Annotated in this window: 26 protein-coding genes; 21 read left to right on the top strand and 5 right to left on the bottom strand. The window is 45.3% G+C overall.

Annotation, left to right across the window (positions count from 1 at the left end):
• Positions 1 to 19 precede the first annotated feature (19 nt).
• The 4 genes from thiB to DK187_RS00795 are packed head-to-tail and all read left to right on the top strand — an operon-like array spanning position 20 to position 4,266.
• The gene (thiB, locus tag DK187_RS00810; protein ID WP_204355561.1) at positions 20 to 1,033 is read left to right on the top strand and encodes a thiamine ABC transporter substrate binding subunit; all 1,014 of its coding nucleotides are present in this window, start codon (positions 20 to 22) and stop codon (positions 1,031 to 1,033) included.
• The gene (gene thiP / locus DK187_RS00805) at positions 1,009 to 2,646 is read left to right on the top strand and encodes a thiamine/thiamine pyrophosphate ABC transporter permease (protein WP_223232220.1); all 1,638 of its coding nucleotides are present in this window, start codon (positions 1,009 to 1,011) and stop codon (positions 2,644 to 2,646) included. Before thiB ends, thiP begins: the two co-directional genes overlap by 25 nt.
• A complete protein-coding gene (locus DK187_RS00800) occupies positions 2,633 to 3,346 on the top strand; it encodes a thiamine ABC transporter ATP-binding protein (RefSeq protein ID WP_111605422.1) in 714 nt (237 codons plus the stop codon). The genes thiP and DK187_RS00800 overlap by 14 nt, the downstream gene beginning before the upstream one ends.
• 53 nt (positions 3,347 to 3,399) lie before the next feature.
• Positions 3,400 to 4,266 carry a DMT family transporter gene (locus DK187_RS00795; RefSeq protein ID WP_111605421.1) on the top strand — a complete coding sequence of 289 codons (867 nt, stop codon included), beginning with the start codon at positions 3,400 to 3,402 and terminating at the stop codon, positions 4,264 to 4,266.
• Here DK187_RS00795 and DK187_RS00790 read toward each other — a convergent pair.
• From DK187_RS00790 to DK187_RS00780, 3 genes are all read right to left on the bottom strand, one after another.
• Positions 4,263 to 5,156: a DMT family transporter gene (locus DK187_RS00790; RefSeq protein ID WP_111605420.1), complete on the bottom strand. Its 894-nt coding sequence runs from the start codon at positions 5,154 to 5,156 to the stop codon at positions 4,263 to 4,265. The two genes, DK187_RS00795 and DK187_RS00790, sit on opposite strands and share 4 nt — an antisense overlap.
• An 8-nt stretch (positions 5,157 to 5,164) precedes the next feature.
• Entirely contained in the window at positions 5,165 to 6,067 is a 903-nt protein-coding gene (locus DK187_RS00785) for a DMT family transporter (protein WP_111605419.1), read from the bottom strand.
• A gap of 67 nt (positions 6,068 to 6,134) precedes the next feature.
• Positions 6,135 to 6,860 carry a MipA/OmpV family protein gene (locus tag DK187_RS00780; RefSeq protein ID WP_223232219.1) on the bottom strand — a complete coding sequence of 242 codons (726 nt, stop codon included), beginning with the start codon at positions 6,858 to 6,860 and terminating at the stop codon, positions 6,135 to 6,137.
• 302 nt (positions 6,861 to 7,162) lie between these two features.
• Between DK187_RS00780 and rpsF the strand changes: the two genes are divergently transcribed.
• The 6 genes from rpsF to DK187_RS00750 all read left to right on the top strand — a co-directional run bounded on the left by rpsF (position 7,163) and on the right by DK187_RS00750 (position 12,341).
• Positions 7,163 to 7,567, top strand: coding sequence for a 30S ribosomal protein S6 (gene rpsF / locus DK187_RS00775; RefSeq protein WP_111605418.1), 405 nt, complete (start codon positions 7,163 to 7,165; stop codon positions 7,565 to 7,567).
• 23 nt (positions 7,568 to 7,590) lie between these two features.
• On the top strand, positions 7,591 to 7,821 hold the full coding sequence (gene rpsR, locus DK187_RS00770) for a 30S ribosomal protein S18 (RefSeq protein ID WP_013662377.1): 231 nt from the start codon (positions 7,591 to 7,593) through the stop codon (positions 7,819 to 7,821).
• A gap of 21 nt (positions 7,822 to 7,842) precedes the next feature.
• Positions 7,843 to 8,703 carry a hypothetical protein gene (locus DK187_RS00765; RefSeq protein ID WP_111605417.1) on the top strand — a complete coding sequence of 287 codons (861 nt, stop codon included), beginning with the start codon at positions 7,843 to 7,845 and terminating at the stop codon, positions 8,701 to 8,703.
• Between the two features lie 22 nt (positions 8,704 to 8,725).
• The gene (rplI, locus tag DK187_RS00760) at positions 8,726 to 9,169 is read left to right on the top strand and encodes a 50S ribosomal protein L9 (RefSeq protein WP_111605416.1); all 444 of its coding nucleotides are present in this window, start codon (positions 8,726 to 8,728) and stop codon (positions 9,167 to 9,169) included.
• 141 nt (positions 9,170 to 9,310) lie between these two features.
• Positions 9,311 to 10,687 (top strand): replicative DNA helicase, encoded by a 1,377-nt coding sequence (gene dnaB / locus DK187_RS00755; protein WP_111605415.1) that lies wholly within the window; start codon positions 9,311 to 9,313, stop codon positions 10,685 to 10,687.
• Positions 10,688 to 10,778: 91 nt separating this feature from the next.
• Positions 10,779 to 12,341, top strand: coding sequence for a methyl-accepting chemotaxis protein (locus DK187_RS00750; RefSeq protein ID WP_111605414.1), 1,563 nt, complete (start codon positions 10,779 to 10,781; stop codon positions 12,339 to 12,341).
• Between the two features lie 124 nt (positions 12,342 to 12,465).
• Here the strand turns inward: DK187_RS00750 and bioA are convergent, their stop codons facing one another.
• Both bioA and DK187_RS00740 read right to left on the bottom strand, forming a co-directional pair.
• Positions 12,466 to 13,752, bottom strand: a complete 1,287-nt coding sequence (gene bioA / locus DK187_RS00745; protein WP_111605413.1) for an adenosylmethionine--8-amino-7-oxononanoate transaminase — start codon at positions 13,750 to 13,752, stop codon at positions 12,466 to 12,468.
• A gap of 77 nt (positions 13,753 to 13,829) precedes the next feature.
• Positions 13,830 to 14,576, bottom strand: coding sequence for a ComF family protein (locus DK187_RS00740; protein WP_111605412.1), 747 nt, complete (start codon positions 14,574 to 14,576; stop codon positions 13,830 to 13,832).
• Positions 14,577 to 14,653: 77 nt separating this feature from the next.
• Between DK187_RS00740 and bioB the strand changes: the two genes are divergently transcribed.
• From bioB to fliG, 11 genes are all read left to right on the top strand, one after another.
• Complete coding sequence (bioB, locus tag DK187_RS00735) at positions 14,654 to 15,709, top strand: biotin synthase BioB (RefSeq protein WP_111605498.1); 1,056 nt, start codon at positions 14,654 to 14,656, stop codon at positions 15,707 to 15,709.
• Positions 15,693 to 16,877 (top strand): 8-amino-7-oxononanoate synthase, encoded by a 1,185-nt coding sequence (bioF, locus tag DK187_RS00730; protein ID WP_111605411.1) that lies wholly within the window; start codon positions 15,693 to 15,695, stop codon positions 16,875 to 16,877. Before bioB ends, bioF begins: the two co-directional genes overlap by 17 nt.
• Positions 16,878 to 16,916: 39 nt before the next feature.
• Positions 16,917 to 17,720 (top strand): alpha/beta fold hydrolase, encoded by an 804-nt coding sequence (locus DK187_RS00725; protein WP_111605410.1) that lies wholly within the window; start codon positions 16,917 to 16,919, stop codon positions 17,718 to 17,720.
• A complete protein-coding gene (gene bioC, locus DK187_RS00720) occupies positions 17,704 to 18,522 on the top strand; it encodes a malonyl-ACP O-methyltransferase BioC (protein WP_111605409.1) in 819 nt (272 codons plus the stop codon). Before DK187_RS00725 ends, bioC begins: the two co-directional genes overlap by 17 nt.
• A 3-nt stretch (positions 18,523 to 18,525) precedes the next feature.
• Positions 18,526 to 19,203 carry a dethiobiotin synthase gene (gene bioD / locus DK187_RS00715; protein WP_111605408.1) on the top strand — a complete coding sequence of 226 codons (678 nt, stop codon included), beginning with the start codon at positions 18,526 to 18,528 and terminating at the stop codon, positions 19,201 to 19,203.
• Positions 19,204 to 19,293: 90 nt separating this feature from the next.
• A complete protein-coding gene (locus DK187_RS00710) occupies positions 19,294 to 19,764 on the top strand; it encodes a helix-turn-helix domain-containing protein (protein ID WP_111605407.1) in 471 nt (156 codons plus the stop codon).
• Positions 19,764 to 20,918, top strand: a complete 1,155-nt coding sequence (locus DK187_RS00705) for a sensor histidine kinase (RefSeq protein WP_111605406.1) — start codon at positions 19,764 to 19,766, stop codon at positions 20,916 to 20,918. The genes DK187_RS00710 and DK187_RS00705 overlap by 1 nt, the downstream gene beginning before the upstream one ends.
• 1 nt (position 20,919) lies before the next feature.
• Positions 20,920 to 22,266, top strand: coding sequence for a sigma-54-dependent transcriptional regulator (locus tag DK187_RS00700; protein WP_111605405.1), 1,347 nt, complete (start codon positions 20,920 to 20,922; stop codon positions 22,264 to 22,266).
• A gap of 89 nt (positions 22,267 to 22,355) precedes the next feature.
• A complete protein-coding gene (fliE, locus tag DK187_RS00695) occupies positions 22,356 to 22,718 on the top strand; it encodes a flagellar hook-basal body complex protein FliE (protein WP_111605404.1) in 363 nt (120 codons plus the stop codon).
• A 27-nt stretch (positions 22,719 to 22,745) separates the two neighbouring features.
• Complete coding sequence (fliF, locus tag DK187_RS00690; protein WP_111605403.1) at positions 22,746 to 24,422, top strand: flagellar basal-body MS-ring/collar protein FliF; 1,677 nt, start codon at positions 22,746 to 22,748, stop codon at positions 24,420 to 24,422.
• Positions 24,419 to 25,429 (top strand): flagellar motor switch protein FliG, encoded by a 1,011-nt coding sequence (gene fliG / locus DK187_RS00685; protein ID WP_111605402.1) that lies wholly within the window; start codon positions 24,419 to 24,421, stop codon positions 25,427 to 25,429. Before fliF ends, fliG begins: the two co-directional genes overlap by 4 nt.
• Positions 25,430 to 25,431: the final 2 nt, after the last annotated feature.

The following is a 25,431-nucleotide window of genomic DNA, read 5'->3' as shown; positions in this document are numbered from 1 at the left end:
TATTTTTAGGAGCGACACCTTGAACACATTCTCATTCAGTACTCTTTTTTCGGCTGCTATCGTCAGTGTCGGCGTTACTTTCTCGCCTCTGATGTTGGCTAAAGACACGCTCAATGTATACACCTACGATTCGTTTGCGTCGGATTGGGGGCCGGGGCCAAAGATTAAAGCCAATTTTGAGAAGACATGTGATTGTGAGGTGAATTTTGTCGCGTTAGATTCTTCTGTAGGAATTTTGTCTCGAGTTCAGCTGGAAGGGCAGTCTTCGCAAGCGGATGTTCTGTTGGGACTGGATCTGAATTTGATGGAAGCGGCCAAGAAAAGCGGATTATTGCTAGAGCATTCTGTCGATACGTCTAACGTTACTGTCCCTGGAGGCTGGTCAGACAAAATTTTTGTGCCCTTTGATCAAGGCCACTTTGCTTTTATTTATAACTCTGACACGCTGCAAAATCCTCCAACCAGTTTGAAAGACGTGGTGGATAATACGAACTTGCGCGTGATTTACCAGGACCCAAGGACCAGCACTCCAGGTCTTGGATTATTGTTATGGATGAAGTCAGTTTACGGTGAAGACGCTGCAGATGCATGGGCACGTTTAGCGGGCCATACGGTCACGGTGACGAAAAGCTGGTCGGATGCTTATAGTATGTTTTTGAAAGGTGAGGCGGATGTGGTGTTGAGTTACACCACATCCCCTGCTTATCATATCGTTGTGGAAGGTGAAACTAAGTATCGGGCTGCAATGGCCAGTGAAGGGCTGTATCCGCAGATCGAAGTCGCCGCTATGATGAAAAATGCCCCTAATTCTGTTCTGGCGCAACAGTTCATGCAATTTATCCTTCAGCCTGGTTTTCAATCTACGGTAGCGACTGGAAATTGGATGTTACCAGTGATTGAGTTGGATGAAACCTTGCCTGCTGCTTTTGACAGCGCGTTAAAGCCTAGTAAAAACTTAGTGTTGTCCGCAAAAGACGTGGCTGAACACCGTGGTGCTTGGGTGGATGAGTGGCTAAACGCCACGACGCGATAACAGGCGTTATATCGTTGTTTTTTCGATCTATTAAAGGGTTGTTACCGGCGCTGTTAGGCGTCGGTTTTTTCCTATTGATGGGAGCGGCCTGCTTGGTGGCTCTTTTGCGCTATAGCGAATTACATGCTTGGCTTGGCTATTTGCAGCAGCCTTATCTTTGGCGAGTTGTGCGCTTTTCTTTATGGCAAGCCCTGCTAAGCAGTGGTATTAGTTTGCTCATTGCCATTCCTGTTGCTTCTTGTCTTATGCACCGACGATTTTATGGGCGAGGTGCACTCTTACAGTTGTTTTCTGTGTCTATGGTGGTGCCAACCATAGTGGCCATCTTGGGACTGGTCGTAGTGTATGGCCGTTCAGGTTGGTTAAGTCAGTTTTTGGGTATTCAAGTTCCCTTGTATGGTTTAACGGGCATTTTATTGGCGCATGTGTTTTTCAATATGCCTTTGGCTGTGCGTCTTTTGTTGCAAGGGTATGATTTGATTCCTGCAGGTCAGTGGCGTCAGGCTACGCAGTTGGGCTTTACTCGTTGGACAGCCTTTCGTTGGATTGAATGGCATTACATGAAAAAAGTCTTACCGGGAGCGTTTGTGCTTATTTTTATGTTGTGCTTTTCAAGCTTTGCTGTGGTGTTGAGTCTAGGCGGTGGACCTAAGTTTAGCACCTTGGAGGTAGCGATTTATCAAGCTCTCAGGTTTGATTTTGACCTCAATAAAGCCAGTTTTTTAGCTTTGCTGCAGGTGATGATATGTTCGCTCTTTGCGTTGCTTGTATACCGTATAGCACCGGTTAATCGCCAAGATGTGAGCTTGTTGGCGCTGACTCGTTATCCGCTCAAAGATTCTTATTGGGCAAGGTTTGCCGATGGCGTGGCCTTGCTGTGTGTGTTTGTACTGGTAATCCCACCTTTTGTGGCCATTTTCGGTCCTATTTTCTCCCCTCTATTTTTTGAAACTTTGCAGTCTCTGGCGCTTTGGCAGGCGGTGTTGGTATCGTTGCAGATTGCGCTTCCTGCCGCCTTGGTGAGTGTGTTGCTTGGTATCTGCTTTGCCGTGCTTGCACGGTTTTGCATGGGGCGTCCATATTTGGCCTTTTTACCAAATAAAATTGAACATCTAGGCAATTTGATCCTAATGGTACCAGGGTTGGTAATAGCCACAGGCCTGTTTCTGGCGTTACGAGATGTTGGTTGGGGGCTGCCGTCGAGCTACTGGATTGTCGTGTGGGTGAATGCGGTGATGGCGTTGCCATTTGTGCTGCGCGCTTTAATGCCGGTGATGTATCAACAGGAGCGGCGCTTTCGAAATGTCTATCTGAGCTTAGGTATTCAGTCTTGGTCGCGGTGGCGACTTGAGTGGCCCTTAGTGCGCGTGAATGTGGCTCAGGCTTTAGGTTACGCGCTGTTACTGTCTTTGGGAGACATGGGGGTGATTGCTTTGTTCGGCAGTCAGGGGTTGGTGTCTTTGCCCTTGTATCTTTTTCAGCTCATTGGCTCCTATCGTTTGGCAGAGGGTTCCTGTGTGGCGGTGGTGTTGATTTTACTTTGCTTGATGCTGTTTTATGGCTCATCTCGCTTTGTTGGCGGAAAAGTAGGGGGTGTGAATGTTAAAAATTAACCTTCAATATGATTGGGAGCGTTTTCACGCCAATTATTGCGTGAATATTAAGCCGGGGATGACCACCTTATTGGGAGGTAGTGGTGAAGGGAAAAGCACACTTCTGCATTTGCTGGGAGGGTATTTAGAAGGACGCGGTGAGCTGTATTTTCATGAGGCGTCTTTGCTGTCTTTACCGGCTTATGAACGTCCTATTTCTACTTTGTTTCAGAGCGATAATCTGTTTCCGCAGTTGACCGTTTGGCAGAATGTTGCCATTGGGGTGTCGCCTTCGTTGAGTTTGAATCGAGAGCAAAAGGAAAAGGTGAGTTGGGCGTTGGAAAAAACACAGCTTGTTGATAAGGTGAAACGTTTTCCTCAGGCACTATCAGGCGGCCAAGCCCAGCGAGTGGCGATTGCTCGGGCCCTTGTTAGAAAGAAGCCTATTTTATTACTGGATGAGCCTTTTAGTGCCTTGGACCCTGCTTTGCGGGAAGAAATGCTTTATTTGGTCAATGAGGTTACTGATGAGTTAGGTTTAACGACCTTGCTGATTTCCCATTTGCCTCAAGAGGCGTGTTTGGTGGGAGGGCGTGTGATCTTGATCGAACAGGGAGAGGTGATCGCTCATGAACCTGTGTCCGTATTGTCTCAACCAGAACCTCATGCGCTTTTTTCTAATTATCTTGGTGTCGGCGTATCCAGTCGCTCGACAATCTAGTTTGATTGGGTTAAACAGTCATTCCGCTTCACGTTTATAGAAAGAGCGATTTAGTGTTAGATGATAACGAGTTGTTAAAGAAAGGCATCATAATGACAATCGCTTATGCGTTTGTTATGTCGCTTACCGCATTGGCTGCCAAGCAGGCTCAAACCATGATTGCGGTATCAACCTTAGTGTTTTGGCAAAGTCTCTTTTGCGCCCTCATATTATTGCCGCAGATGCGCGGACGTTGGCAAAAGCGTTCTTTTGCTGTGTGGAAAATTCATTTTCTACGCAGCTTTGGTGGCTTTATTGGTTTTCTTTTTTACTACTGGGCGTTGAACCACATCCCCCTTGTTGAAGCATCTTTGCTTCGAAGTTGCGCGCCATTGTGTGTGCCATTTGTGGTGTGGATGCTGCATCGGATTCGCATTCCGAAGACGCGTTGGTTGCCCTTGATTATTGGGTTTATTGGGGTGGCATTTGTTATTCAGCCAACACCAGATCATTTGAACCCATGGCATCTTGTCGGTTTTGTATCGGCTCTTGGGTTGGCGCTGTCCATGGTGACGACGCGGATGTTGTCTCAGCAGGTTTCTGGGCAAGAAACGCTATTCGTGTATTTTTTCGTGTCGACGATATTGTCTTTGCCTTTGTTGTGGCTGCAAGGTGAGTCGTTGGTTTTACCTGTAGAGGTGTGGCCATTGGTGGCGGCTGTGACTGTCACCTTGTATGTTGGCATGTATCTTTATAATTTGGCTTACACCTATGCGCCAGCCAGTATCGTCTCACCAGTCAGTTATGTTGGTGTGGTGTTTAGCGGCTTTTGGGGCTGGGTTATTTGGGGCCATGTGCCGGATATTTACGCCATTCTGGGGATGCTGTTTATTTTTTCCAGCATATTGATCAGTACCAGAATGGCGCGCAATAGAGGTTAGGTTGTTTTTTGCTGTTTCTTATTCAGCACGGTTGCCACAAAGATTCCTGAGAAGATTGATAGGATGCCGATATAGTGAAAGCTTAGCAGGATCTCATCTAAAAAAAGCACGGACAGGCCAATACTAAAAACAGGGAGTAAATGAATAAAGTGTCCTGCTGTAGCAGCGCCCAACTTTTGTACTCCGGTATTCCAGCATAGGAATGCGCCGATGGATGCAAACAATCCCATATAAAGAATGGTGACCCAATTGCTGAGACTAAAATCAGCAAGGGTACTGTCTGAGAAAAGAAAAAACAGCGGTGCTTGAAAGGCGGTACCGATGAGTGCCGTGCAAGCAAAGAAACCGATTAAAGACATGCCTTGTGGTCGTTTAATGATTAGTACTGAATAAATGGCCCAGCTGATGGCGGCCGTGATAATCCATAGGTCGCCTGGTGAAAAACTGAGGTGCAAAAAGGTCTCCAAACTGCCACGACTGACGATGGTGATGGCGCCAAGCGTGGAGATTAAAATGCCAGTGTTTTGGCGCCAAGAGGTTTTGCTACCCAACAAGATGCGGGCAGTAATTAGAATCATCACCGGCATAATGGAGTTTAATAGTACGGCATTGGTTACTGTGGTTGAGGTGAGTCCAATATACAAAAATAAATTGTAATTACAGATACCAAGCCACCCGAATAGTGTCAGTAATGGCCAGTTATTAATGATGATGTGACGTTCTAACCAAAGTTTTTTGTAAGCAAAAGGCAAAATGATTAGGCAAGCGAGGGACCAGCGTAAAAATGAAATGGAGAAGGGATCTATGCCGCTTGAGACAGTAATACGCCCTAGAATGTAGTTGCCTGACCAGAAAAAAATGGGCAAAAGTAAATAAACAAACGCTGGCATGGAAAGTCCTATGTAGATTGTTTGGTTTTTTTCGCTACGTTTTGTACAAACAGCCCAACAAGAATACACGCTAGACCAATGAGAGTGGAGTTTAGGATGGGTTCTCCTGCAAATTGTGACAGCCAAATAATGGACAGCAAAGGGGACAAAAATATGAGGTTAGCCACTTGGCTGGCGTTTGTTGTTAATTTCATTGCTTTGTTCCATAAAACAAAACTTAATCCCATTTCAAACAAGCCAATATAAATGGCGCCCCACAAGCCATTATTATCCCACTGGGTTAGCTCTCCAGTGACACCCGCAAAAATAAGTATTAATGGCAATGCAAAGGCGAAGTTTAGCGTAATACCTATTAGGCTAGGGCGCTTATCTTTTGTGTTGAGTAGCCAATAAAGTGCCCAAATAATGGTGCTAAATAGAGCGAACGCGACACCAGAAGCATTGGAAAACTCTAATGAGCCAATCTGCCCACGGGTTGAAATATATAAGACACCAAAATAGCAGGCTCCAGCGGCGAGATAGTCCGCAGGTTTAAGGCGCTGCTTGAGAATGGGTACGGCCATAAAACTCAACATGATTGCCCAAGTATAGTTGATAGCTTGTGCTTCCTGAGCGGGAAGGGTGTTGTAGGCTTGCAGTAATATTAAGTAATAAAGAAATGGGTTAATGGCACCAAAAAACAAAGAGGACTTCCACGTTTGTTTTGCCACAGTCATTAACGGCTTTATTTCGCCTTTATACACAATTAGGCTAACTAAAAAGAGCAGCGACACCATGTTGGCGACAAGTAGGAGTTGTGTCGGGGAAAAATGCCTAAGAGACAGCGAAAAGGCTGTTGCGACCGTAGACCAGAGTAAAACAGCGCCAAGCCCAAAGAGCATGGCTTGGCTATTGTTGGAAAGTTTGCTCATTAGGTTTATTCCGAAGCCTTGGCTTGTGGTAAGGCGTTTTAGTCCGTGGTTTCAAGTGGCGACTATTTTAAAAGGCCAAGTTCACACCCGCTAACACAGAGGTAATGGCGTTATCTTCTACGATAGGACTTTTTAGAATGTCTTTATCGAATTGTGTATGGTTGATGCCAAGCATGAGGCTAAGGCTTTTCGATATGGGGTAGATCCCTCTTACTCCATAACGAACGGAAGAAATAGCATCTGTATCATAGGCATTAATTGCACCGCCTGTTCTCGCTGATTCTGCTTGAGATACACCAAATAGGTGATTGCTCATTTTACTGTCTATATAGCGATAAGCGATGGATGGGATAACGGTCCAAGCGCCAGCAGCAATAGGGTATCCTGCCGATATTTGTGCGTAGTAGCCATCATGTTCGCCACTCACATCCTGTGCGATTTTCGTGGTAACTGGGCCTAGCTGATAGGATGCAAATGCCATAATGCCGGCGTCCCTATCATCGAGTTGTCTAATATTGGCATTATTTGAGTCATCGGGATCGAATCCCGTGCTTTCGTAAGATAAGCCCACTGACATGTTTTGGGTCGACTGTTTGGGTAAAAAGCGATAGCCGATTTCCGGTAGGCGAAGGAAGAAGTGTTCGCCCTCATAACCAACGTTAGGTAAAAAAGTGGACTCTGAGTCCATGTCTTTATAGAGAGGCTCTGACTTGACCGCAATGATGCCTAAATTGGTATCGGCCTGTGCAATGACTGGAATAGCCAATAGCAGTGTTAAACATACTTTTTTCATGAAAACGGTGTCCATCAAAAGGGTTAAGCAAAATGAGCGCAAACAAAAATCCATTTGATTTTATGGTCTTTGATTAGAGCTGTAAAACATTTTCGTAGTGTGCGTATTTATTGCTTGTTTGGTTTAAATGGTGCCATTGAAAGCGACTTTTCTTATGGTTTTCAGAGTTGATGTGTTGATTTCGTTTACTTATCGTCCACTCGTGCTATATAATGCGCGTCCCTGTAAATCAATACTCCTTGTCTCACAGCTTTATCACAGGGGAAGCAAGCGTGGAGACTAAGAACCCATAAGGAGCTTAAATGCGTCATTATGAAATCGTCTTTCTGGTTCACCCAGATCAAAGCGAGCAAGTACCAGCAATGGTAGAGCGTTACACTAACCTAATCACTGAAGATGGTGGTCAAGTTCACCGTTTTGAAGATTGGGGCCGTCGTCAACTTGCTTACCCAATTAACAAAATTCACAAAGCACACTATGTTCTGATGAACATTGAGTGTTCTGACAGTGTTTTGTCTGAACTAAACGACACGTTCCGCTACAACGATGCCATCATCCGTAACTTGGTGATTCGTCGTAAAGATGCGGTAACTGACGTATCTCCTATTAAAGCTTCTGAAGGTCGTGAAGATCGTCGTTCTGCTCCTCAACGTGAAGAGCGTCACCACGACAATTCTGACGAAGTATCTGAAGAATCTGAAGATTAATCTATTTTTATTAGGAGACACTCATGGCTCGTTTTTTCCGTCGTCGTAAGTTCTGCCGTTTTACAGCAGAAGGCGTTAAAGAGATCGATTACAAAGATCTAGACACACTGAAAGGTTACATCACTGAAACTGGTAAAATCGTTCCTAGCCGTATTACTGGCACTAAGGCTCGTTACCAGCGTCAGCTAGCGACTGCAATCAAACGCGCTCGCTACATTGCTTTGCTTCCTTACACTGATAGCCATTTTAATTAATAGGCTGAAGAAGCGCTTTATATGAGTGGTTTAGCAAATTGGGTAATGAAAAAACGTCTTAATGCCATAATAGGTGTTATGGTGTTTGGTCTAATTCCTATGATGTTTTGGCTGGCCGCTGCAATCTTAGGGTTGGTAGTGCTTCGCAAAGGTGTAAAAGAAGGAATACCTGTATTAGCTTGGGGATGTTTACCAGCGTTTGTGCTGTGGATATACCAAGGCGATGCTACGGCACTTATGGTGTTAGTCGATGTGATGTTGTTGGCCTATTTGCTTAGATCAACCATGTCATGGAGTTGGGTGTTATTAGCTGGCAGCTTTTTAGCAGTCATTAGCACTCTGCTTCAGCCTCTTTTGATGGCTGATGTTTTGAATCTGGCTGTTGCCTTGGTTCAAAAAGTATTGGTTTCGGAAGGTGTTGAAGTTCCCGATAAAGATTTGATCTTTAACCAGGCGGTGATGGCTGTGTCCATCTTTCAAGTGGTGATTGCTGTGATTTCGCTGTTTTTGGCGAGAAAGTGGCAAGCAGGGCTCTATAATCCTGGCGGTTTACGCACAGAATTTCATCAATTAAGGCTGCCGATCGCGTTTAGTTTGGCGTTGGGTGGAATGATTCTTGTGGGGGAATCCTTAGGTGGGTCCTTTGCTATTCTGTCTCAAGCTGCTATTCCTGCGTTAGTGTTGCCGGGGCTTGCTTTAGTGCATGGTATTTTAGCAAAAAAAGAAATTGGGGTTGTTGGACTGATCGCATTTTATCTTGTGGGATTTTTTGTTTTGAATGTGTATTTCGCGAACGTGTTGGTCGCACTTTGTGTGATTGATAGTTTTGTGAATATTCGCTCTAGAATCCAAGGTAAGGCGTCCAACTCAAGTGATAGCTAATGATTAATTAGAGGTGATCGAGATGGAAGTTATTCTACTCGACAAAGTAAACAAGCTAGGCGGTATTGGTGACGTTGCAGTTGTTAAGCCAGGCTATGCTCGTAACTTTTTGATTCCGAACAAAAAAGCTGTAATGGCTACTAAAGCTAACTTGGCTAGCTTTGAAGAGCGCCGTGTTGAACTTGAAGCTCAAGCTGCAGAACGTAAAGCGGCTGCTGAAGCTCGTGCTCAATTGCTAGAAGGTAAAACTTTCACTATCGCTGCGAATGCTGGCGACGAAGGTAAGCTTTTTGGTTCTATCGGTACTCGTGACATCGCTGATGCTATTTCTACGCAAGTAGCGGTAGAGAAAGCAGAAATCCGTCTTCCTGAAGGCGCGATTCGTCACACAGGTTCTTTCGAAGTAGACGTTCAACTTCACGCTGAAGTGATTGTAACGGTTACTTTGTCTGTAATCGCTGAGTAATTTGTTTCGATAAATTACTTAAGAGAGATGCGAATCTTTCTTGAATAAGAGAAGGGTGTCTTGCTATTGCAAGATGCCCTTTTTTTATTAGCGTGATAAGCTAATCTTCCTGTTTTTTCTGTCTCTGTATGGGTGTTTTGCGTGCAACTAAATGATTCCGAAGTCGCTTCTATTAAATTACCGCCATATTCCATTGAAGCTGAGCGTTCAGTTGTTGGTGGCTTGATGCTTGATCCCCAGGCTTGGGAAAGAGTCTCTGAGCTGGTCATTGCGGATGATTTTTATCGTCCAGAACATAAGTTAATTTTTACTGTTATTGCACGTTTAGCCGATGAATCGGAACCGATTGATGTGGTGACCATTGGTGAGCGCCTCGACAAGCGTGGTGACTTAGAATCCATTGGCGGCATGGCTTATCTTATCGAGGTGGCTGAAGCAACACCTAGTGCCTCCAATATCGCAGCGTATGCCGATATTGTCCGAGAGCGTTCCATCTTACGCCGACTTATCTCTACGACCAATGAGATTTCTGCGCGGGCGTTTCACCCAGAAGGCATGACTGCGGCAGAGGTGCTGGATGAAGCCGAGCGAAAAATATTTCAGATCGCGGAAGGTGGTGAGAAGAAAGGTGGGCCTCGAATTGCTGCGGATATTTTGAGTGCCACGGTTGATAAAATTGATGAGCTGTATCATCAAGAAGGCGCGATTACTGGTTTGAGTACAGGGTTTACGGATTTAGATGCAATGACGGCGGGTATGCAGCCATCGGATTTGATTATTGTCGCCGGTCGTCCGTCGATGGGGAAAACAACTTTTGCTATGAATTTGGTGGAAAATGCCACCATGATCAGCGACAAACCCGTCATAGTATTCAGTTTGGAAATGCCGGCCGAAGCCTTGATGATGCGTATGTTGTCTTCTCTGGGGCGAATTGACCAGACTCGTATGCGCTCGGGGCAATTGGTTCAAGAAGACTGGGATAAATTGATGTCTGCGGTGAAAATGTTAAAAGACCGTAAACTTTTCATTGATGATACTGGCGGTATTAGTCCGACAGAAATGCGTTCTCGTGTGCGTCGTATTGCTCGAGAGCATGGTGGCGTTGCTATGATCATGGTCGATTATCTTCAGTTGATGCAAATTCCAGGCTTTACTGAAGGGCGAACCAATGAAATTTCGGAAATTTCGCGATCTCTGAAGGCCATAGCGAAGGAAATGGAGTGTCCTATGGTGGCCTTATCTCAGCTTAACCGTAGTTTGGAGAACCGTCCGAATAAGCGTCCGGTAAACTCAGATTTGCGTGAATCTGGTGCGATCGAGCAGGATGCGGATGTGATTTCTTTTGTTTATCGTGATGAAGTTTATCATGAAGATACGCCTCATAAAGGCATTGCAGAAATTATCATAGGTAAGCAGCGTAATGGTCCAATAGGTACTTGTCGATTGGCGTTTGTGGGTAAATATACCCGCTTTGAGGATTTAGCGCCGGATGCGTATCGAGATTTTGATGACGAATAAGCCATTATTAGTGTACTTTTAGTGCTTAACAAAAAATAATAAATCACACACTATGTGATAAAAATAATGATTATAAAATCGAGAGTTATTTATGCGAAAAATGCCAGTAACAAATAAAGAAAATGATTTTCCTGAAAGCTATGTTCTAGTTTCCAGTACCGATGTGAAAGGACGTATTACCTTTGTTAATGATGTTTTCTGCGAGGTGGCTGGTTTTGAGCGCGAGGCGCTGATTGGTAAGGCTCACAATATCATTCGCCACCCTGATGTTCCAGCGGCTGTGTTTGCCGATATGTGGTCGAATTTAAAGCAAGGTAAAAGCTGGATGGGGTTGGTGAAAAACCGTTGCGAGAACGGCGATCACTATTGGGTGAGTGCACATGTGAGCCCGCTGTTGGATGGCAGTAAGGTGGTGGGTTATGAGTCCGTGCGTCGCAAGGCGTCTCGAGATGAAATTCAGCACGCTCAATCGGTTTATGATCGTATTAATGCGGGTAAGGCCTTGGTGCCTATGTCGACGAAAGTCGCCGCGTATTTAGCTAACTCCTCTTGGCCTTTGATGTCTTGTTTTGTTTTATTGGCTTTGCTTGGGTTGATGTCAAATAGTCTAGAGCTAAAGATTGTCGGTCAAGTTTTGGCTTTGCTGGGCATTTGGTTGACCTATCATCAAAGTCAATCGTTGAGTGCGGTGGTGTCGGGGTTGTCCTCTGAGGCACATAATCCTATAGGTCAGTATTTATATTGTAAAACTATCGGCGCTAAGGCGGCCATTAAGTTTGCTAGAATTCACCAAGAGGCAGCAGGTAACACCTTTAGATACCGTCTAAAAGAAGGAGCGCAACAACTTCGTAAACGAGCGTCTGAAGCAAAAGCCAGTGTGACAGCGAATTTAAGTAACTTTAATAAGCAGCGCAATACTTTCCAAGATGTTGTCGCGGCCAGTTCTCAATTATTGTCTAGCGTGACACATGTTGCTGAGCACGTTCATGTGGCGGTTGAGGCGACGGAGTCGGTTGGTGAGTTGTCTCGAGGTAGTCGCTTGCTTGCCCAGCAAACGGGTGAAACTATGCGTCAGGTTTATCAAGACATATCCGATGCGAAAAAAGTGGTGGCGGTGCTGGCAGAGCGCAGTGACAGTATCAATGAAGTGGTGAATTCCATTAGTGGTATTGCGGAACAAACCAACTTATTGGCGCTTAATGCGGCCATTGAGTCGGCTCGTGCTGGTGAGGCTGGGCGTGGTTTCGCGGTTGTCGCGGATGAGGTTCGTGCTTTGGCAATCAGAACTCAGAGTGCAACACAAAGTATTCACAGCATGACAGAAGAGCTGAAGAAAAATACCGCGGATGTGACCAGTACGATCGATAAAGGGACGGCGGTTGCTCAACAAGGGGTTGATAGTGTTAATGATGTTGCGCAAAAGATGAGTGATATCGAAGCGGCTATTAAGCGTGTTGTTGAGATGACGGCGCAAATTAATGTTTCGTCAGAAGAGCAGGCAAGTGTGGCACGTGATCTTAACGATAAAATGCAAGAAGTGGATGCGCTGAGTATCAACAGTATTGAAAGGGCAGAAAATATCGTGATCAACATTAGCCATATTGAAGAAGAGGCGTATGAGCAAGGTAATCTTGCAGAACGCATGAAGCAGTAAGTCGTAAAAAAGAATATTTTGTAGATCGTGCCTTTGGGCCGGCAATGCTTGATTCAGTGAATAAGCTTTTTGTCGGCATAAATGCCGACCTACAATTTATTATTCAACCTTCTGGTCTGGTGGGTTAACAAGGCTCTTCACTTACTACTTGGTAGATGGCTTTAGCCAATGTTTGCACTTGTTGTTGGCTAATAACATAAGGCGGCATTAGGTAGATGAGCTTGCCAAAAGGCCGTATCCATACACCAAGTTCGACGAATTTTGGTTGTATTTTGTGTAAGTTAACTGAGTTTTTCAATTCAACAACGCCAATGCCGCCAAAGCATCGAACCTCTTCAACTTGTTCAAGCTTTGCACAAGGGGCAAGAGCGGTCTTCATCCAGTTTTCGAGTTGAGTAATCTTTTCTGGAATATTGTATCTCATCAGCAGGGATAGACTGGCATTCGCAGCGGAGCAGGCGAGAGGGTTGCCCATGAAGGTTGGGCCATGCATAAAGACGCCATCATTTTCGCTGATACCTAGGGCAACTTTGTCATTGGTTAGGGTGGCTGCCAACGTCATATATCCCCCCGTTAGCGCTTTACCAACGCACATAATGTCTGGGCAAATGTTGGTGTGATCGGTCGCAAAAAGTTTTCCAGTTCTGCCAAATCCTGTCGCGATTTCATCAAAGATTAGAAGGATGTCGAATTCGTCACAAAGAGCGCGTATGTGGTTTAAATATTCTGGATTATAGAAGCGCATGCCGCCGGCATTTTGCACAACAGGCTCGATGATGAAGCCTGCTAACTGTGCGTGGTTCGCTTCAAACATGGCTCTTATTTCGTGTAAATATTCTGGTTTGATCGGAGCTTCCAGTCCGGTAGGGGGGGCAGAGATAAAGAACTGTTGTGTCAGTGCGCCACTAAATAAATGGTGCATACCATTATCAGGGTCGCAGACGGACATGGCGGCAAATGTGTCTCCATGGTAGCCGCTTTTGGGCGTGACAAAAAATTGTTTACTTGGTTGTCCTTGAGTATGCCAATATTGGATGGCCATTTTTAGCCCCACTTCAACGGAAACTGAACCTGAATCAGAGAAGAAGACCCGTTGTAGATCGCCTGGGCTGATGGCAATGAGTGTTTCGGCAAGGTCAATAGCGGGTTTGTGAGTGAGTCCACCAAACATAACGTGGGAGAGCTGTGTCAGTTGTTGCTGAATGGCTGTGTTGATTCTAGGGTGATTGTAGCCGTGAATAACACTCCACCATGATGACATGCCATCAATTAATATGCGCCCATCGCTCAGTGTAATGTCACAGCCAACCGCTTTTTTGACCAAAAAGTGTGGGCTGGGTTGGCTCATGGATGTGTACGGGTGCCAGAGAAGTTGTTTGTCTAAATCCAAGTATTCTTGATCTGTTTTCATAAGGTCCACCTTGCTTTGTTCAGCGCATACTAAAGCAAAGCGAGGTCAGATGGCTAGATTGTCATAGCAGTGGCGGCTTAATGTGCTTTGTCGGGTGTTCGAGCGATCACCCAAACATCAACGCGCTCTGCTCCTGCTTTTAATAGTAATGTGGTGCAGTTTTCTATTGTACTTCCCGTGGTCATGACATCATCGAATAGCGCCACATGCTTACTGATAGGGGCATTAATCTCATAGCTGCTTTGAGGGCTTGTTAAGCGTTCTTTGCGGCTGAGTGAATGTTGGGCTTGGGTATTTTTTACTTTTTTTAATGGATTGTGTTTCGGGATGGTGGGACATTTTTCCCCCAGATGCCGTTTGAGATTTTTTGCTAACTGGTTGCTCATCGTGTTTGTTTGGCAAAATCCACGCTCTTTAATTCGACTTGGATGGCTGGGTACATAGAGGATTTGATCTGGCCAGCTTTCAGCTGCATATGACTCAATAAGATGCTCGCTGAGTAAATAGGTGAGTGGTCGTATGTAGTGGGTTCCTTGATGAAACTTAATGCTATGAATCAGTGTTTTTATAATCCCCTCGAAACGATAAGGTGCGATGCACCGTTGGTATGTTGGAGAAGTGGTCTGGCAGCTTCCGCATAGCATGTTGGTGTGGTGAGTGGGGCGTTTGCAGCGGTGGCAGTGAATTACGTTGAGTGGGAGGCCTTCGAGGCAGGCTTGGCATACGGTATTTTTGCATTTTGTGTTACAAAGATAGCATTGGTTTAAAAATACACTGTAGTAAACCTCTGTTATTTTTTCAGTTGACAGTTTTTTCCAGTCCATTAGTATTGCTCCATTAATTTTTATGGATCGAGGATACTATGTCTTTAAGTACGTCTACAAATGTGTCTGTAGCGAATATGTCTGCCAGTAATATCAGTGCACCGCGTTTTGACTGGACTCATGCCGAAATAAAAGCCTTATTTGATTTGCCCTTTATGGATTTAATGTTTCGTGCTCAGACGGTCCATAGAGAAAACTTTGCGCCTAACGAAGTGCAAGTCAGTACGCTGTTGTCGATCAAAACCGGCGCTTGTCCAGAAGATTGTAAATACTGCCCACAAAGCGGTCATTACAATACTGAGCTTGAAAAAGAAAAGTTAATGGAAGTGCAAAAGGTGCTTGAAGAAGCGGCGTTGGCGAAAGAAAAAGGTGCAAGCCGTTTTTGCATGGGAGCGGCGTGGAAGCATCCATCAGAAAAAGACTTTCCTTATGTGCTTGAAATGATCAAAGGTGTTAAATCGTTAGGGTTAGAGTCCTGCGTTACTTTAGGGTCGTTAAACGACGATCAGGCCAAGCGCTTGTCGGAAGTAGGGCTTGATTATTACAACCACAACTTAGACACGTCAGCTGAGTTTTACGATAGCATAATCACCACGCGAACTTACCAAGACCGTCTTGATACTTTATCCCGAGTCCGTGACTCCGGCATTAAGCTTTGCTGTGGTGGCATTATGGGCATGGGTGAAGAGCAAAAAGATCGTGTCGGTCTGTTGCGTCAACTGTCTCAAATGTCTCCGCATCCTGAGAGTGTGCCAATTAATATGCTGGTCAAGGTAGAAGGAACACCATTAGAAAACGTTGAAGATCTGGATACTTTTGAGTTTATTCGCACCATCGCAGTGGCGCGTATTTTGATGCCAAAGTCCCACGTGCGCTTATCAGCAGGCCGTCAAGGAATGAATGAACAGACGCAAGCTTTGTGCTTCATGGCAGGGGCAAATTCCATTTTTTATGGCGAGAAGTTGCTAACGACAGGCAACCCAGAAGCCGATAAAGATATGGCTTTGTTTGCCACTTTAGGCATCAACCCTGAGAAACGTGAAGCACATTCTGATGAGGCGGTTGTAGAAGCCATTGCGGCACAAGTTGTGAAGCAAGAAGAGTCGAAGTTATTTTATGAAGCCAGTGTTTAATACACCGGATTGGGTATTGGTGGCGCTTGCAGAGCGCCGCCAACACAATCTGATGCGTCGTACCATTACGCTGGACAGTGCACAAACCCCCCACACTCGTATTAATAACCAAGCTTATACCGCCTTTTGTTCTAACGACTATCTTGGGTTGGCAGATCATCCTGATGTTATTCAGGCATTGCAGCTTGGTGCGCTAAAGTATGGTGTTGGTGGTGGTTCATCGCATTTGGTATGTGGGCATTTAGCGCCCCATCAAGCGCTCGAGGACGCGTTAGCGGATTGGCTTGGTTACGATCGAGTGATGTTGTTTAGTACGGGGTATATGGCGAATCTAGGCGTGATATCGGCGCTGGCGGATAAAAATCGCCCAGTATTACAAGATAAGCTCAATCATGCTTCCTTGATTGATGGTGCAATGTTGGCGCAGGCCTCGCTGCGTCGTTATCTGCATGGCGATGTGGTGAGCGCGGAAAGACTGTTGGCTAAATCTGCCACGCCAGGGCTATTGGTCACAGACGGTGTATTTAGTATGGATGGCGATGTGGCGCCGTTGCTTGAACTGTCTAGATTAGCGCGTCAGCATGAATGGATGTTTATGGTGGATGATGCTCACGGCTTGGGCTGCCTAGGGGAACAGGGTAAAGGTTGTTTATCTCTGTCGGGTTTGAATGCCAATAGTCTACCTATCTTAGTGGGTACCTTTGGTAAAGCGTTTGGCACCGCTGGCGCGTTCGTGGCGACGTCTCATGACTACGCTGAGTATCTGACGCAGTTTGCTCGGCCTTATGTGTATACCACATCGATGTCGCCAGCCATTGCGAGTGCGACGTTGGCGTCGTTGCAGATTATTCAGTCAGCAGAAGGTCAGGATAGGCGCGAGAGATTAGCTCGACATATTGAGTATTTTCGCCAAAGAGTTCAGTCGCTTCCGGTTGAGCTGATGCCTTCCAATACGGCCATTCAGCCAATTATTGTGGGCGACAGTAAAGCCGCGCTCGATATTGGCGAGCAGTTAAAAACACTTGGGATTTGGTGTACGGCGATTCGTCCGCCGACGGTGCCAGTCGGCCGTGCGCGTTTGCGAATTACCTTAAGTGCCGCCCACTCTGATGACGATTTAGTGTTATTATGTGATTCACTCGAAAAGGTGTTAACAGCGACACTTTGAAATGCAAGACGTTTAAATCCAAAGTAACAGAGGGGCAGCATGCGAGCACGTATTGAAACAGAAGCGTTTGGAGACGCGTCTAATCAAGCTATTTTTATGGTATCTGGTTGGGCTATGCCGAAAGAAGTAATGCGTTCGTTTGCTTTACGTCTAAGTGAGCGCTTTTATGTTGTTGTTGCCAATTTACCTGGTATTTCGCTGGACGAACAGTGGATTTCTCGCTCTCGCATTGGCCCTAATTACGATATTGATGCGTTATCTGAGCAATTGATTGATGTCGCACCAAAAGAGTCGTGGTGGATTGGTTGGTCTTTAGGTGGCATGGTATCGGCTTATGTCGCCGCGCGTCGCTCTAGTTGTGTGACAGGGTTGATTACCTTGTCGTCTTCGCCGAGCTTTATAAAGCGAGAGGGCTGGGACAATGCGATGTCTGTCGAGGACTTCGATACTTTTGCAAGCTTGGTTGATCAATCACCGGAAGAGGGTCTAAAGCGTTTTGTGATGTTGCAAGCCAAGGGCGCCGATAATGAACGGGCTTTGGTGAAACAACTACAGGCTTTTTTACCCGTGAAAACCTTGAGCCGACCGGCTTTAATTGGTGGTCTTCGGTTGCTAAAAGGGCTTGATGTGCGCCGTGAGTGGTCGCTTTTAGATCGTCCTAATTTACACATACTTGGTGGTAAGGATGTGTTGGTTTCGAACAAGTCATTTGAACAACAAGCTGATGTAAACCCTTTGCAGCACTGTGTTGTACTGTCCAATTGTGCGCATCAGTCTTTTCTTGAAGATGAAGAGGCGTGTGTACGTCATATAGAAAACTTTATCGATGCTAATAACCCCTGATATATCGACGCTTAGCTATAAGCGGCAATTGGCTAAGCGTTTTGATCGTGCTTCGCAATCTTATGATTCTTATGCGGATTTTCAAAAAATTGTTCTCAATCGACTTTTGGCCATGTTGCCTCTCAGTCAGGCGGATGTCGTACTGGATCTTGGTACGGGAACCGGTCAGGCATTGGCGGCCTTGTCAGAGCAATTAACGCCTAAATGCACGATAGCGCTTGATCTGGCACCACAGATGTTGGCTGTTGCGAGAGAGGGCGCGACCTCTTTGTCAAATATCCATTACGTTTGTGCTGACGCTGAGCGATTGCCACTTCAGGATCAGTCTTGTGACTTGGTTTTTTCGAGTCTGGCTATTCAGTGGTGCCTTAGCCCTGTGGATCTGTTTGCAGAGCTTTATCGTGTCGTAAAGCCTGGTGGCTATGTGGTTTTCTCAACACTTTCGCAAGGTTCTATGCCAGAGATTACTAAAGCTTGGTGTGGCCTAGATGATAAAAAGCATATTCATGACTATATGTCATCAGATGCGCTTGTAGCATGTGTTAAAGCGTCAGGGTTGAACCTTTTGTCTTCTCCGTTATCTGATATTTTAATGTGGTTTGATTCACCAGAGGCGGCGGTTTATTCGTTAAAAAAAGTGGGGGCAAGTCTGATTGCAGAGGCTGCTAATGCCTCTGTCTCACCCAGTAAGTGGAAAGCATTTTTGCGCGAATATGAAAAACAACGTCGTGAGTTTGGTATCCCACTGAGTTATCAAGTCTCGTTTGTTGTGGCGCATCGGCCTATTAGAATTCAGGAGTAGTGAGTGAAAAAACGTTTTTTTGTAACGGGTATTGATACCGATGCAGGTAAGACTTATGTCACGGTGGGGCTGCTGGAGGCGGCAAAACGGGCTGGCCTTAAGTCAATAGGATTAAAGCCGATTGCAGCCGGTGCTGAGCTTATCGAAGATCACTTGCGTAATAGTGATGCATTGCTGATGCAGCGAGCAAGTAGTGTTAATTTGTCCTATGAGCAAATAAATCCTGTGGTGTTAGAGGCTGCGATTGCGCCCCATATTGCAGCGATGAAAGAGGGGCGGCTGGTAACGGCTTCTCGATTAGAAGGGTTTATAAAAGGTACATTGCTGACTCCCCATGATTTTGCACTGATTGAGGGAGCGGGTGGTTGGAGAGTGCCTTTAAATGATAGGGAGTTTTTGTCCGATCTGGCTAAGTCGTTGCGTTTTCCTGTCATTCTGGTTGTTAATATGAAGCTTGGTTGTTTGAATCATGCTATTTTGACCGCGGAAGCAATTGTCCGTGATGGGGTGTCTTTGGTTGGTTGGGTTGCAAACTCAGGTAAAGAAAAAATGCCCTGTTTTGAAGAGAATCTTGCTAGCCTTACCAATATGTTATCGGCGCCTTTATTAGGGGTGTTGCCTTGGTATGAGAATCCACTTGATTCGCAGCAAGCGTTTGATGAAATGCTGTCAAAATTATAAAATTTTTATGGTGAAAATTGGCGATGCGGCTTGTAAATGGGTGATGAAAACACATTATCACAAGTGCATTTTTAGGGTTGAGGTGATGGTGTGAAGGCTTGGTTGTGTGGTTTAGATGACGACGAAATTTCGAGTGTTTCCAGCATCTTAACTTTTATTGGTATCGAACACAGTACGTCGTTGACAGCGTTTCACTTACCTGATTTTGTCGTATTAGGGAAAGCAATATCGTCTTTTGAATTGGATGAAATGGTGCCCGTGATTTCTTTGAATGAATCTATGGAGGTTGAGGGGGATTATAATGTCTGGTTTTGCCCTTTACCTTGGCGGTCACAAACGTTGTCGTCTGTTTTAAAAGAGATTAAACAGTTGCATACGTTTCCTCAGGCCTCTGGGGTGAATTTGAATTTACATGTTCGTCATCTAGAGGCGTTGCTGATTCGTCAAGCCTTGGTGTCCACTCAGGGTGTGGTGTCTAAAGCGGCTCAAAATCTTCAAATACAACGCACCACTCTTATTGAAAAAATGCGTCGCTATAATATTGATAAATCGGAGTTTTAGTGACAAAAGATGAAGAAATTGCGGAATTAAAAGCCGCGTTTAAAGCGTTTTCCGAGTCTTCAGATGTGTTGGCTAAATCTTATCTAGATCTTCAACAGGAAGTGGTTCGATTATACGAACAGCTGGAAAAGTCAGAGCAGGATAAGCGCCAAGAGCAAGATAAGAATCGTGTACTTGTGTTGCAATTTCAGCAGCTATTTGAATCCATGCCGGTTGGTGTTTTATTGTTAAACGAAGAAGGTGTGGTGGTCATGGCAAACCCTGTAGCTGGCAGACTGTTTAATCTCTCTCTTATTGGGCAGTCTTGGAGTGAAATTGTACCATTAAGTTTTCGCCCGCAAAAAGACGATGGTCATGATGTGAGTATGGTGACAGGGCGTCGTGTTCGTGTAGAAACCGCTTCGTTGGGAAATGTACCAGGGCAGTTGGTGATTCTGGTTGATTTGACGGAAGCGTATTTGTTGCAGAAAAAGTTGAGTCACCACGAAAGATTGTCCAATATGGGCAAAATGGTTGCGGCGTTAGCTCATCAAATTAGAACACCACTCTCTTCAGCCACCTTGTACGCTGGCCATTTGCAAAAGCCGGATCTTCCTCCTGTTATGCGCCAAACTTTTGCGAATAAACTGGCGGATAGATTGGCGAATATTGAAAAACAAATTCGGGATATGTTGATCTTTTCGCGCAGTGAAATAAAGTTAGACGAAACGCTGACTGTCGATGAGTTTATTAAGGAACTGATCCAGCATTGCGAAGAAATTTGTGAACCAAAAAATATGCGTCTCGAAGCGGAAGGTTGTGACTTTTTGGTGACAGATTGTATTCAATGCAATAAAGAAACATTATTAGGGGCGCTGCTTAATTTATTGAACAATGCGATTGACGCTCAGTCAGAAGGGGATTTGGTGCGATTGCATTGGCGTCATCATGAAGGCTATGTGACACTGACTTTTAAAGATCGCGGAATTGGTATGTCAAAAGCGCATTTAGAGCATGTGCAAGAAGGCTTTGTCACCACGAAACAACATGGGACAGGGTTGGGGTTGATGGTTGTGAAAGCCATCGCAAGAGCCCATCATGGGAAATTTGAAATAGACAGTATAGAGGGTGCTGGCACGACAGCCAGTTTGACACTTCCTCTTGTAAGGGTATGAAATGTCTGATGTTAAGTTATTAATAGTAGAAGATGACAAAGGGCTTGCTGAGGCACTGGAAGACACGCTAATGCTGGCAAGCTATCAATGTAAAATGGTGTACAGTGCGGAGGAGGCAATTATAGCCCTCAAGCATAATGCATTTGATATGGTTGTCTCGGATATTAATTTACCTGGAATGGACGGCTATGGGTTGTTGCGTCATGTTATTGATACCTACCCAGAATTGCCCATCATGTTAATGACGGCTTATGGTGATATCGCGCATGCTGTGGAGGCAATGCGTGATGGCGCTGTTGATTATCTTCTTAAACCTTTTCAAGAAGAAGAGTTACTGAACGCCATTGCTAAGTACACAGTGAAGGTCGCAACCTCATCAACGCCTAGGCCCATTGCGAAAGATCCGGCAAGTATTGCCTTGTTAGAATTGGCTAAACGTGTCGCTGTTACCGATTCAACCGTGTTAATTTGCGGTGAAAGTGGGACAGGTAAAGAAGTGCTCGCGCATTATATTCATCAGCATTCTAACCGTCCTAATGCACCTTTCGTTGCCATTAACTGCGCTGCTATCCCCGAGAATATGCTGGAGGCGATTCTTTTTGGTTACGAAAAAGGCGCTTATACGGGGGCGGTGTCTTCCCAGGCGGGTAAGTTTGAACAAGCCAACGGCGGTACTTTGTTGCTAGATGAAATCACTGAAATGGACGTGGGGTTACAAGCGAAACTGTTACGTGTTTTACAAGAGCAGGAAGTTGAGCGTCTGGGTGGCAAAAAATCGATTCCGTTGGATGTTCGAATTATTGCCACGACAAACCGTGATTTGGCTGAATATGTGCGCGAAGGAGGATTTAGGGAGGATTTGTATTATCGTTTGAATGTGTTTCCGCTGCGTTGGTTGCCGATTCGTGAACGTAAAGGTGATATTTTGCCGATAGCACAACATTTGCTGGCCAAACATGCCGCTAAAATGCGAATCAACGGTGCGGTCTTAAAGCCGTCAGCTCAAAGTAAATTAGAAGCGCATCCTTGGCCTGGTAATGTTCGGGAGTTGGATAACGTCATTCAGCGTGCGTTAATTTTAAGCCCTAATGCACAAATAAATGAAGATCATATCGCGTTTGATATGATGAGCTTGGCACCGGTTATGAGTGTGTCAGAGGTAGAAGAAGACAGTGCGGCCTCGATTCTTGGAAAAGGTGTGCAGCAACATGAGTTCCGTATCATTGCGCAAGCCTTGCTTGATGCGCATGGAAAACGTAAAGTTGTGGCAGATAAATTAGGCATTAGTCCTAGAACTTTACGCTATAAAATTGCCAAAATGCGTGAAAGCGGTATAGATGTCGATTGATTTTTGTGTCTTGTTTTCATTCGCTTTATGCTAAACTGTGTATGTGCGTTATGTTCAGTAATATAAATGTGATTTTTTAGGTGAATAACATGATTTCTGGTCGGCCAGACATTAATCAAGTGTTGTCCCAGATGAGGGAGATGCGGTCGCAAGTTCAAGCGCCGAGCTCTGCTGCGTCTAACATTGCCAAGGCGGGCGGTGAAGAGGGAAGCGGCCAAACGGTTGAACGTGCCGATTTCGCAGAAATGTTGAAAAATGCTGTTGATAACGTAAACGCTTTGCAAAAAGAATCTACACAATTAGCCCAATCTTATGAGCGCGGTGACGAAGGGGTTGATTTACCTCAAGTTATGATTGGTCTACAGAAATCGAGTGTGTCATTTGAAGCAATGACTCAGGTGCGTAATAAACTTGTAGACGCGTATGAAAAAATCATGAATATGCCTATTTAGGCGTAATAAACCGCTTGGCGCTTTTTAATGGATAATGTCCCTGCAGAACAATCGGAGCAAAAGCTCTACTTAGAGTTAGTGACTGGCTTTAACAAGTTGACCGTCATCCGTCAGCTTGCATTAATGGTCGGTTTGGCTGCATCTATCGCAATTGGCTTGGCGGCTGTTTTATGGAGCAATGGGCCAGACTATAAGCCCGTTTTGAGCAGTATTACGGACTATAACGCCGATCAAATTGTTGAAATCCTCAGTGTTAATAATATCCCTTTTAAACTAGATCAGAATACCGGCGCTTTGCTGGTAGAAGCCGATTATTACCATCAAGCACGTCTTAAGCTAGCGGGTTCTGGCATTGTTTCCGACAACATTGTTGGTATGGAAATCATGGATCAGGAACAGGGGCTCGGTACCTCTCAATTTGTCGAAACAACGCGTTATCGTCGCGGTTTGGAAGGCGAGTTAAGTCGTACTATTTCAAGTTTACAGAGCATTAAAAGTGCTCGCGTGCATTTGGCTATTCCTAAAGAATCGGTATTCGTTCGAGACACTCGCAAACCTTCCGCATCGGTTTTTCTAGAGCTTTATCCTGGGAGACGTTTAGATCGCAGCCAAGTGGAAGCGATAGTGAACTTGGTGGCGTCAAGTATTTCCCAGTTAAGCGATAAAGATGTCACCGTTGTTGATCAACGAGGCACGTTATTGACGGAAAAAGATACGGATTCTGAGTTGTCTGTGGCGGGCAAACAGTTTGATTATGCCCGTAAGGTAGAAGATGTTCTATTGCAGCGAGTGAACAACATTCTTGGGCCAGTTATTGGTCAGGGGCGTTTTAAAGCGGAAGTGTCAGCAGATGTTGATTTTACCGCTATCGAAAAGACAGATGAGCAATATAATCCTGATTTATTAGCGTTACGCAGTGAGCAAACGTTAAGAGAAAGTCGTGCGGCTGGCGCCAATACCAGTGGTGTACCGGGCGCATTAACTAATCAGCCTCCTGGGGCAGTTACTATCCCAGAAGCGGTCGATGAGAATGGGGCACCGATAGGTGGAAATTCGACTGGAGCAAATGGACAGTCTCGTGAGGAAACAACGCGAAACTTTGAACTTGATCGAAGTATCAGTTACACCAAGCGTCAGCAAGGTATGGTGAGACGACTGTCAGTGGCGGTGGTGGTGGATGATTTGGTCAGCCTGAACCCTGATACCTCTGCGGTTGTGAGAACACCGTGGAGCGATGATGAACTTGGGCGTTTAACGTTATTGGTTCGTGATGCCGTTGGTTACGATCCATCTCGGGGCGACAGTGTGAGTGTTATTAATTCGCCTTTTGCTTTGCCAGATCCAGAGGAGCCAGAGGTTGAGTTGCCGTTTTATCAGCAGGCGTGGTTCTTGAGTTTAATACAGCCTACTTTGGTTGGTATATTTGTACTTGTATTGCTGTTGGTCGTGGTTCGTCCAATCTTGAAAGCCCTTAGCGACCAAAATAAGATTGCGGTTACCGAAGACACCGAAGCGGCTATTTTTTCCGATGAGACGGATGAAATTTCAGATGATCAAGTCTCTCTTGTTAGTGCAGAAGATATATTGGTGCCCGGTTCTCCTGAGAAAATTGATCGCCAGTTAAATGCGATTCGTGGTTTGATAGCAGAAGAGCCAGAGCGTGTTGCTCAAGTGGTTAAACAATGGGTAATGGAAAGTAAATGAGTGAAAACCAAGGCGCAGAGTTAAGTTCCGTTCAAAAGGCAGCCGTACTTCTGATGTCGCTGGGGGAATCGGACGCTGCGCAAATTTTGAAGCATATGGGGCCAAAAGAAGTCCAAAAGATTGGTCAAACGATGGCGCAGCTCTCCAATATTCAGCGCCATCAGGTTGAAAAAGTCTTGGATGATTTTCTGGTGTTAGTGGGTGACCAAACGGGGTTAGGTTTGGGCGCTGATGGGTATATTCGAAATATGCTTCGAGAGGCGCTGGGTGAAGAAAAAGCGGGCAGTCTCATTGACCGAATTTTGCTGGGCGGTAATACGACGGGTTTGGATACCCTAAAATGGATGGAGTCTCGCGCCGTCGCGGATGTGATTCGATATGAGCACCCGCAAATTCAGGCGATTGTCATTTCTTATTTAGACCCTGATCAAGCGGCTGATATCCTTGCCAATTTTGATGAGCGAGTACGTTTAGACATTGTGTTACGTGTGGCGGCGTTGGAAACAGTGCAGCCGGCTGCGCTACAAGAATTAAATAATATATTGGAACGCCAGTTCTCAGGAAATAATTCAACTCAGTCAACGACGATTGGTGGTGTTCGAACCGCGGCTAACATCATGAACTTCATCGATAGCTCGGTAGAATCTGAACTGATGGAGTCTATTCGTGATGTGGATGAAGACTTGGCGAATACGATTCAGGATTTGATGTTCGTCTTTGATAATTTGCTAGAAGTAGATGATCGTGGTATCCAAATCATCCTGCGGGAAGTGGAATCTGAAACCTTGATTCTTGCACTTAAAGGGGCTGACCCAGATATGCAAGATAAAATTTTCAAAAACATGTCTACTCGTGCGGCTGATATGTTGAGGGATGATTTAGAAGCAAAAGGTCCTGTGCGGGTCAGTGAAGTAGAAGTAGCTCAAAAAGAAATATTGGCCGTGGCCAGACGCCTTGCTGAAAACGGGGAGATAGTCCTCGGTGGCGGCGGTGAGCAGATGGTTTAGTT

It is taken from the genome of Marinomonas arctica, from assembly GCF_003259225.1.
Lineage (GTDB): Bacteria > Pseudomonadota > Gammaproteobacteria > Pseudomonadales > Marinomonadaceae > Marinomonas > Marinomonas arctica.
This window is presented reverse-complemented; position numbering and strand designations above follow the sequence as displayed.

Coding starts and splice junctions, on each gene's coding strand:
- DK187_RS00725 (WP_111605410.1), top strand. CDS start 16,917: ATGCGAGCACGTATTGAAACAGAAGCGTTTGGAGACGCGTCTAATCAA.
- rpsF (WP_111605418.1), top strand. CDS start 7,163: ATGCGTCATTATGAAATCGTCTTTCTGGTTCACCCAGATCAAAGCGAG.
- bioC (WP_111605409.1), top strand. CDS start 17,704: ATGCTAATAACCCCTGATATATCGACGCTTAGCTATAAGCGGCAATTG.
- DK187_RS00700 (WP_111605405.1), top strand. CDS start 20,920: ATGTCTGATGTTAAGTTATTAATAGTAGAAGATGACAAAGGGCTTGCT.
- DK187_RS00800 (WP_111605422.1), top strand. CDS start 2,633: ATGTTAAAAATTAACCTTCAATATGATTGGGAGCGTTTTCACGCCAAT.
- rplI (WP_111605416.1), top strand. CDS start 8,726: ATGGAAGTTATTCTACTCGACAAAGTAAACAAGCTAGGCGGTATTGGT.
- rpsR (WP_013662377.1), top strand. CDS start 7,591: ATGGCTCGTTTTTTCCGTCGTCGTAAGTTCTGCCGTTTTACAGCAGAA.
- fliG (WP_111605402.1), top strand. CDS start 24,419: ATGAGTGAAAACCAAGGCGCAGAGTTAAGTTCCGTTCAAAAGGCAGCC.
- fliE (WP_111605404.1), top strand. CDS start 22,356: ATGATTTCTGGTCGGCCAGACATTAATCAAGTGTTGTCCCAGATGAGG.
- bioA (WP_111605413.1), bottom strand. CDS start 13,752: ATGAAAACAGATCAAGAATACTTGGATTTAGACAAACAACTTCTCTGG.
- DK187_RS00785 (WP_111605419.1), bottom strand. CDS start 6,067: ATGAGCAAACTTTCCAACAATAGCCAAGCCATGCTCTTTGGGCTTGGC.
- DK187_RS00750 (WP_111605414.1), top strand. CDS start 10,779: ATGCGAAAAATGCCAGTAACAAATAAAGAAAATGATTTTCCTGAAAGC.
- fliF (WP_111605403.1), top strand. CDS start 22,746: ATGGATAATGTCCCTGCAGAACAATCGGAGCAAAAGCTCTACTTAGAG.
- DK187_RS00765 (WP_111605417.1), top strand. CDS start 7,843: ATGAGTGGTTTAGCAAATTGGGTAATGAAAAAACGTCTTAATGCCATA.
- bioF (WP_111605411.1), top strand. CDS start 15,693: ATGAAGCCAGTGTTTAATACACCGGATTGGGTATTGGTGGCGCTTGCA.
- DK187_RS00780 (WP_223232219.1), bottom strand. CDS start 6,860: ATGAAAAAAGTATGTTTAACACTGCTATTGGCTATTCCAGTCATTGCA.
- bioB (WP_111605498.1), top strand. CDS start 14,654: ATGTCTGCCAGTAATATCAGTGCACCGCGTTTTGACTGGACTCATGCC.
- DK187_RS00790 (WP_111605420.1), bottom strand. CDS start 5,156: ATGCCAGCGTTTGTTTATTTACTTTTGCCCATTTTTTTCTGGTCAGGC.
- DK187_RS00740 (WP_111605412.1), bottom strand. CDS start 14,576: ATGGACTGGAAAAAACTGTCAACTGAAAAAATAACAGAGGTTTACTAC.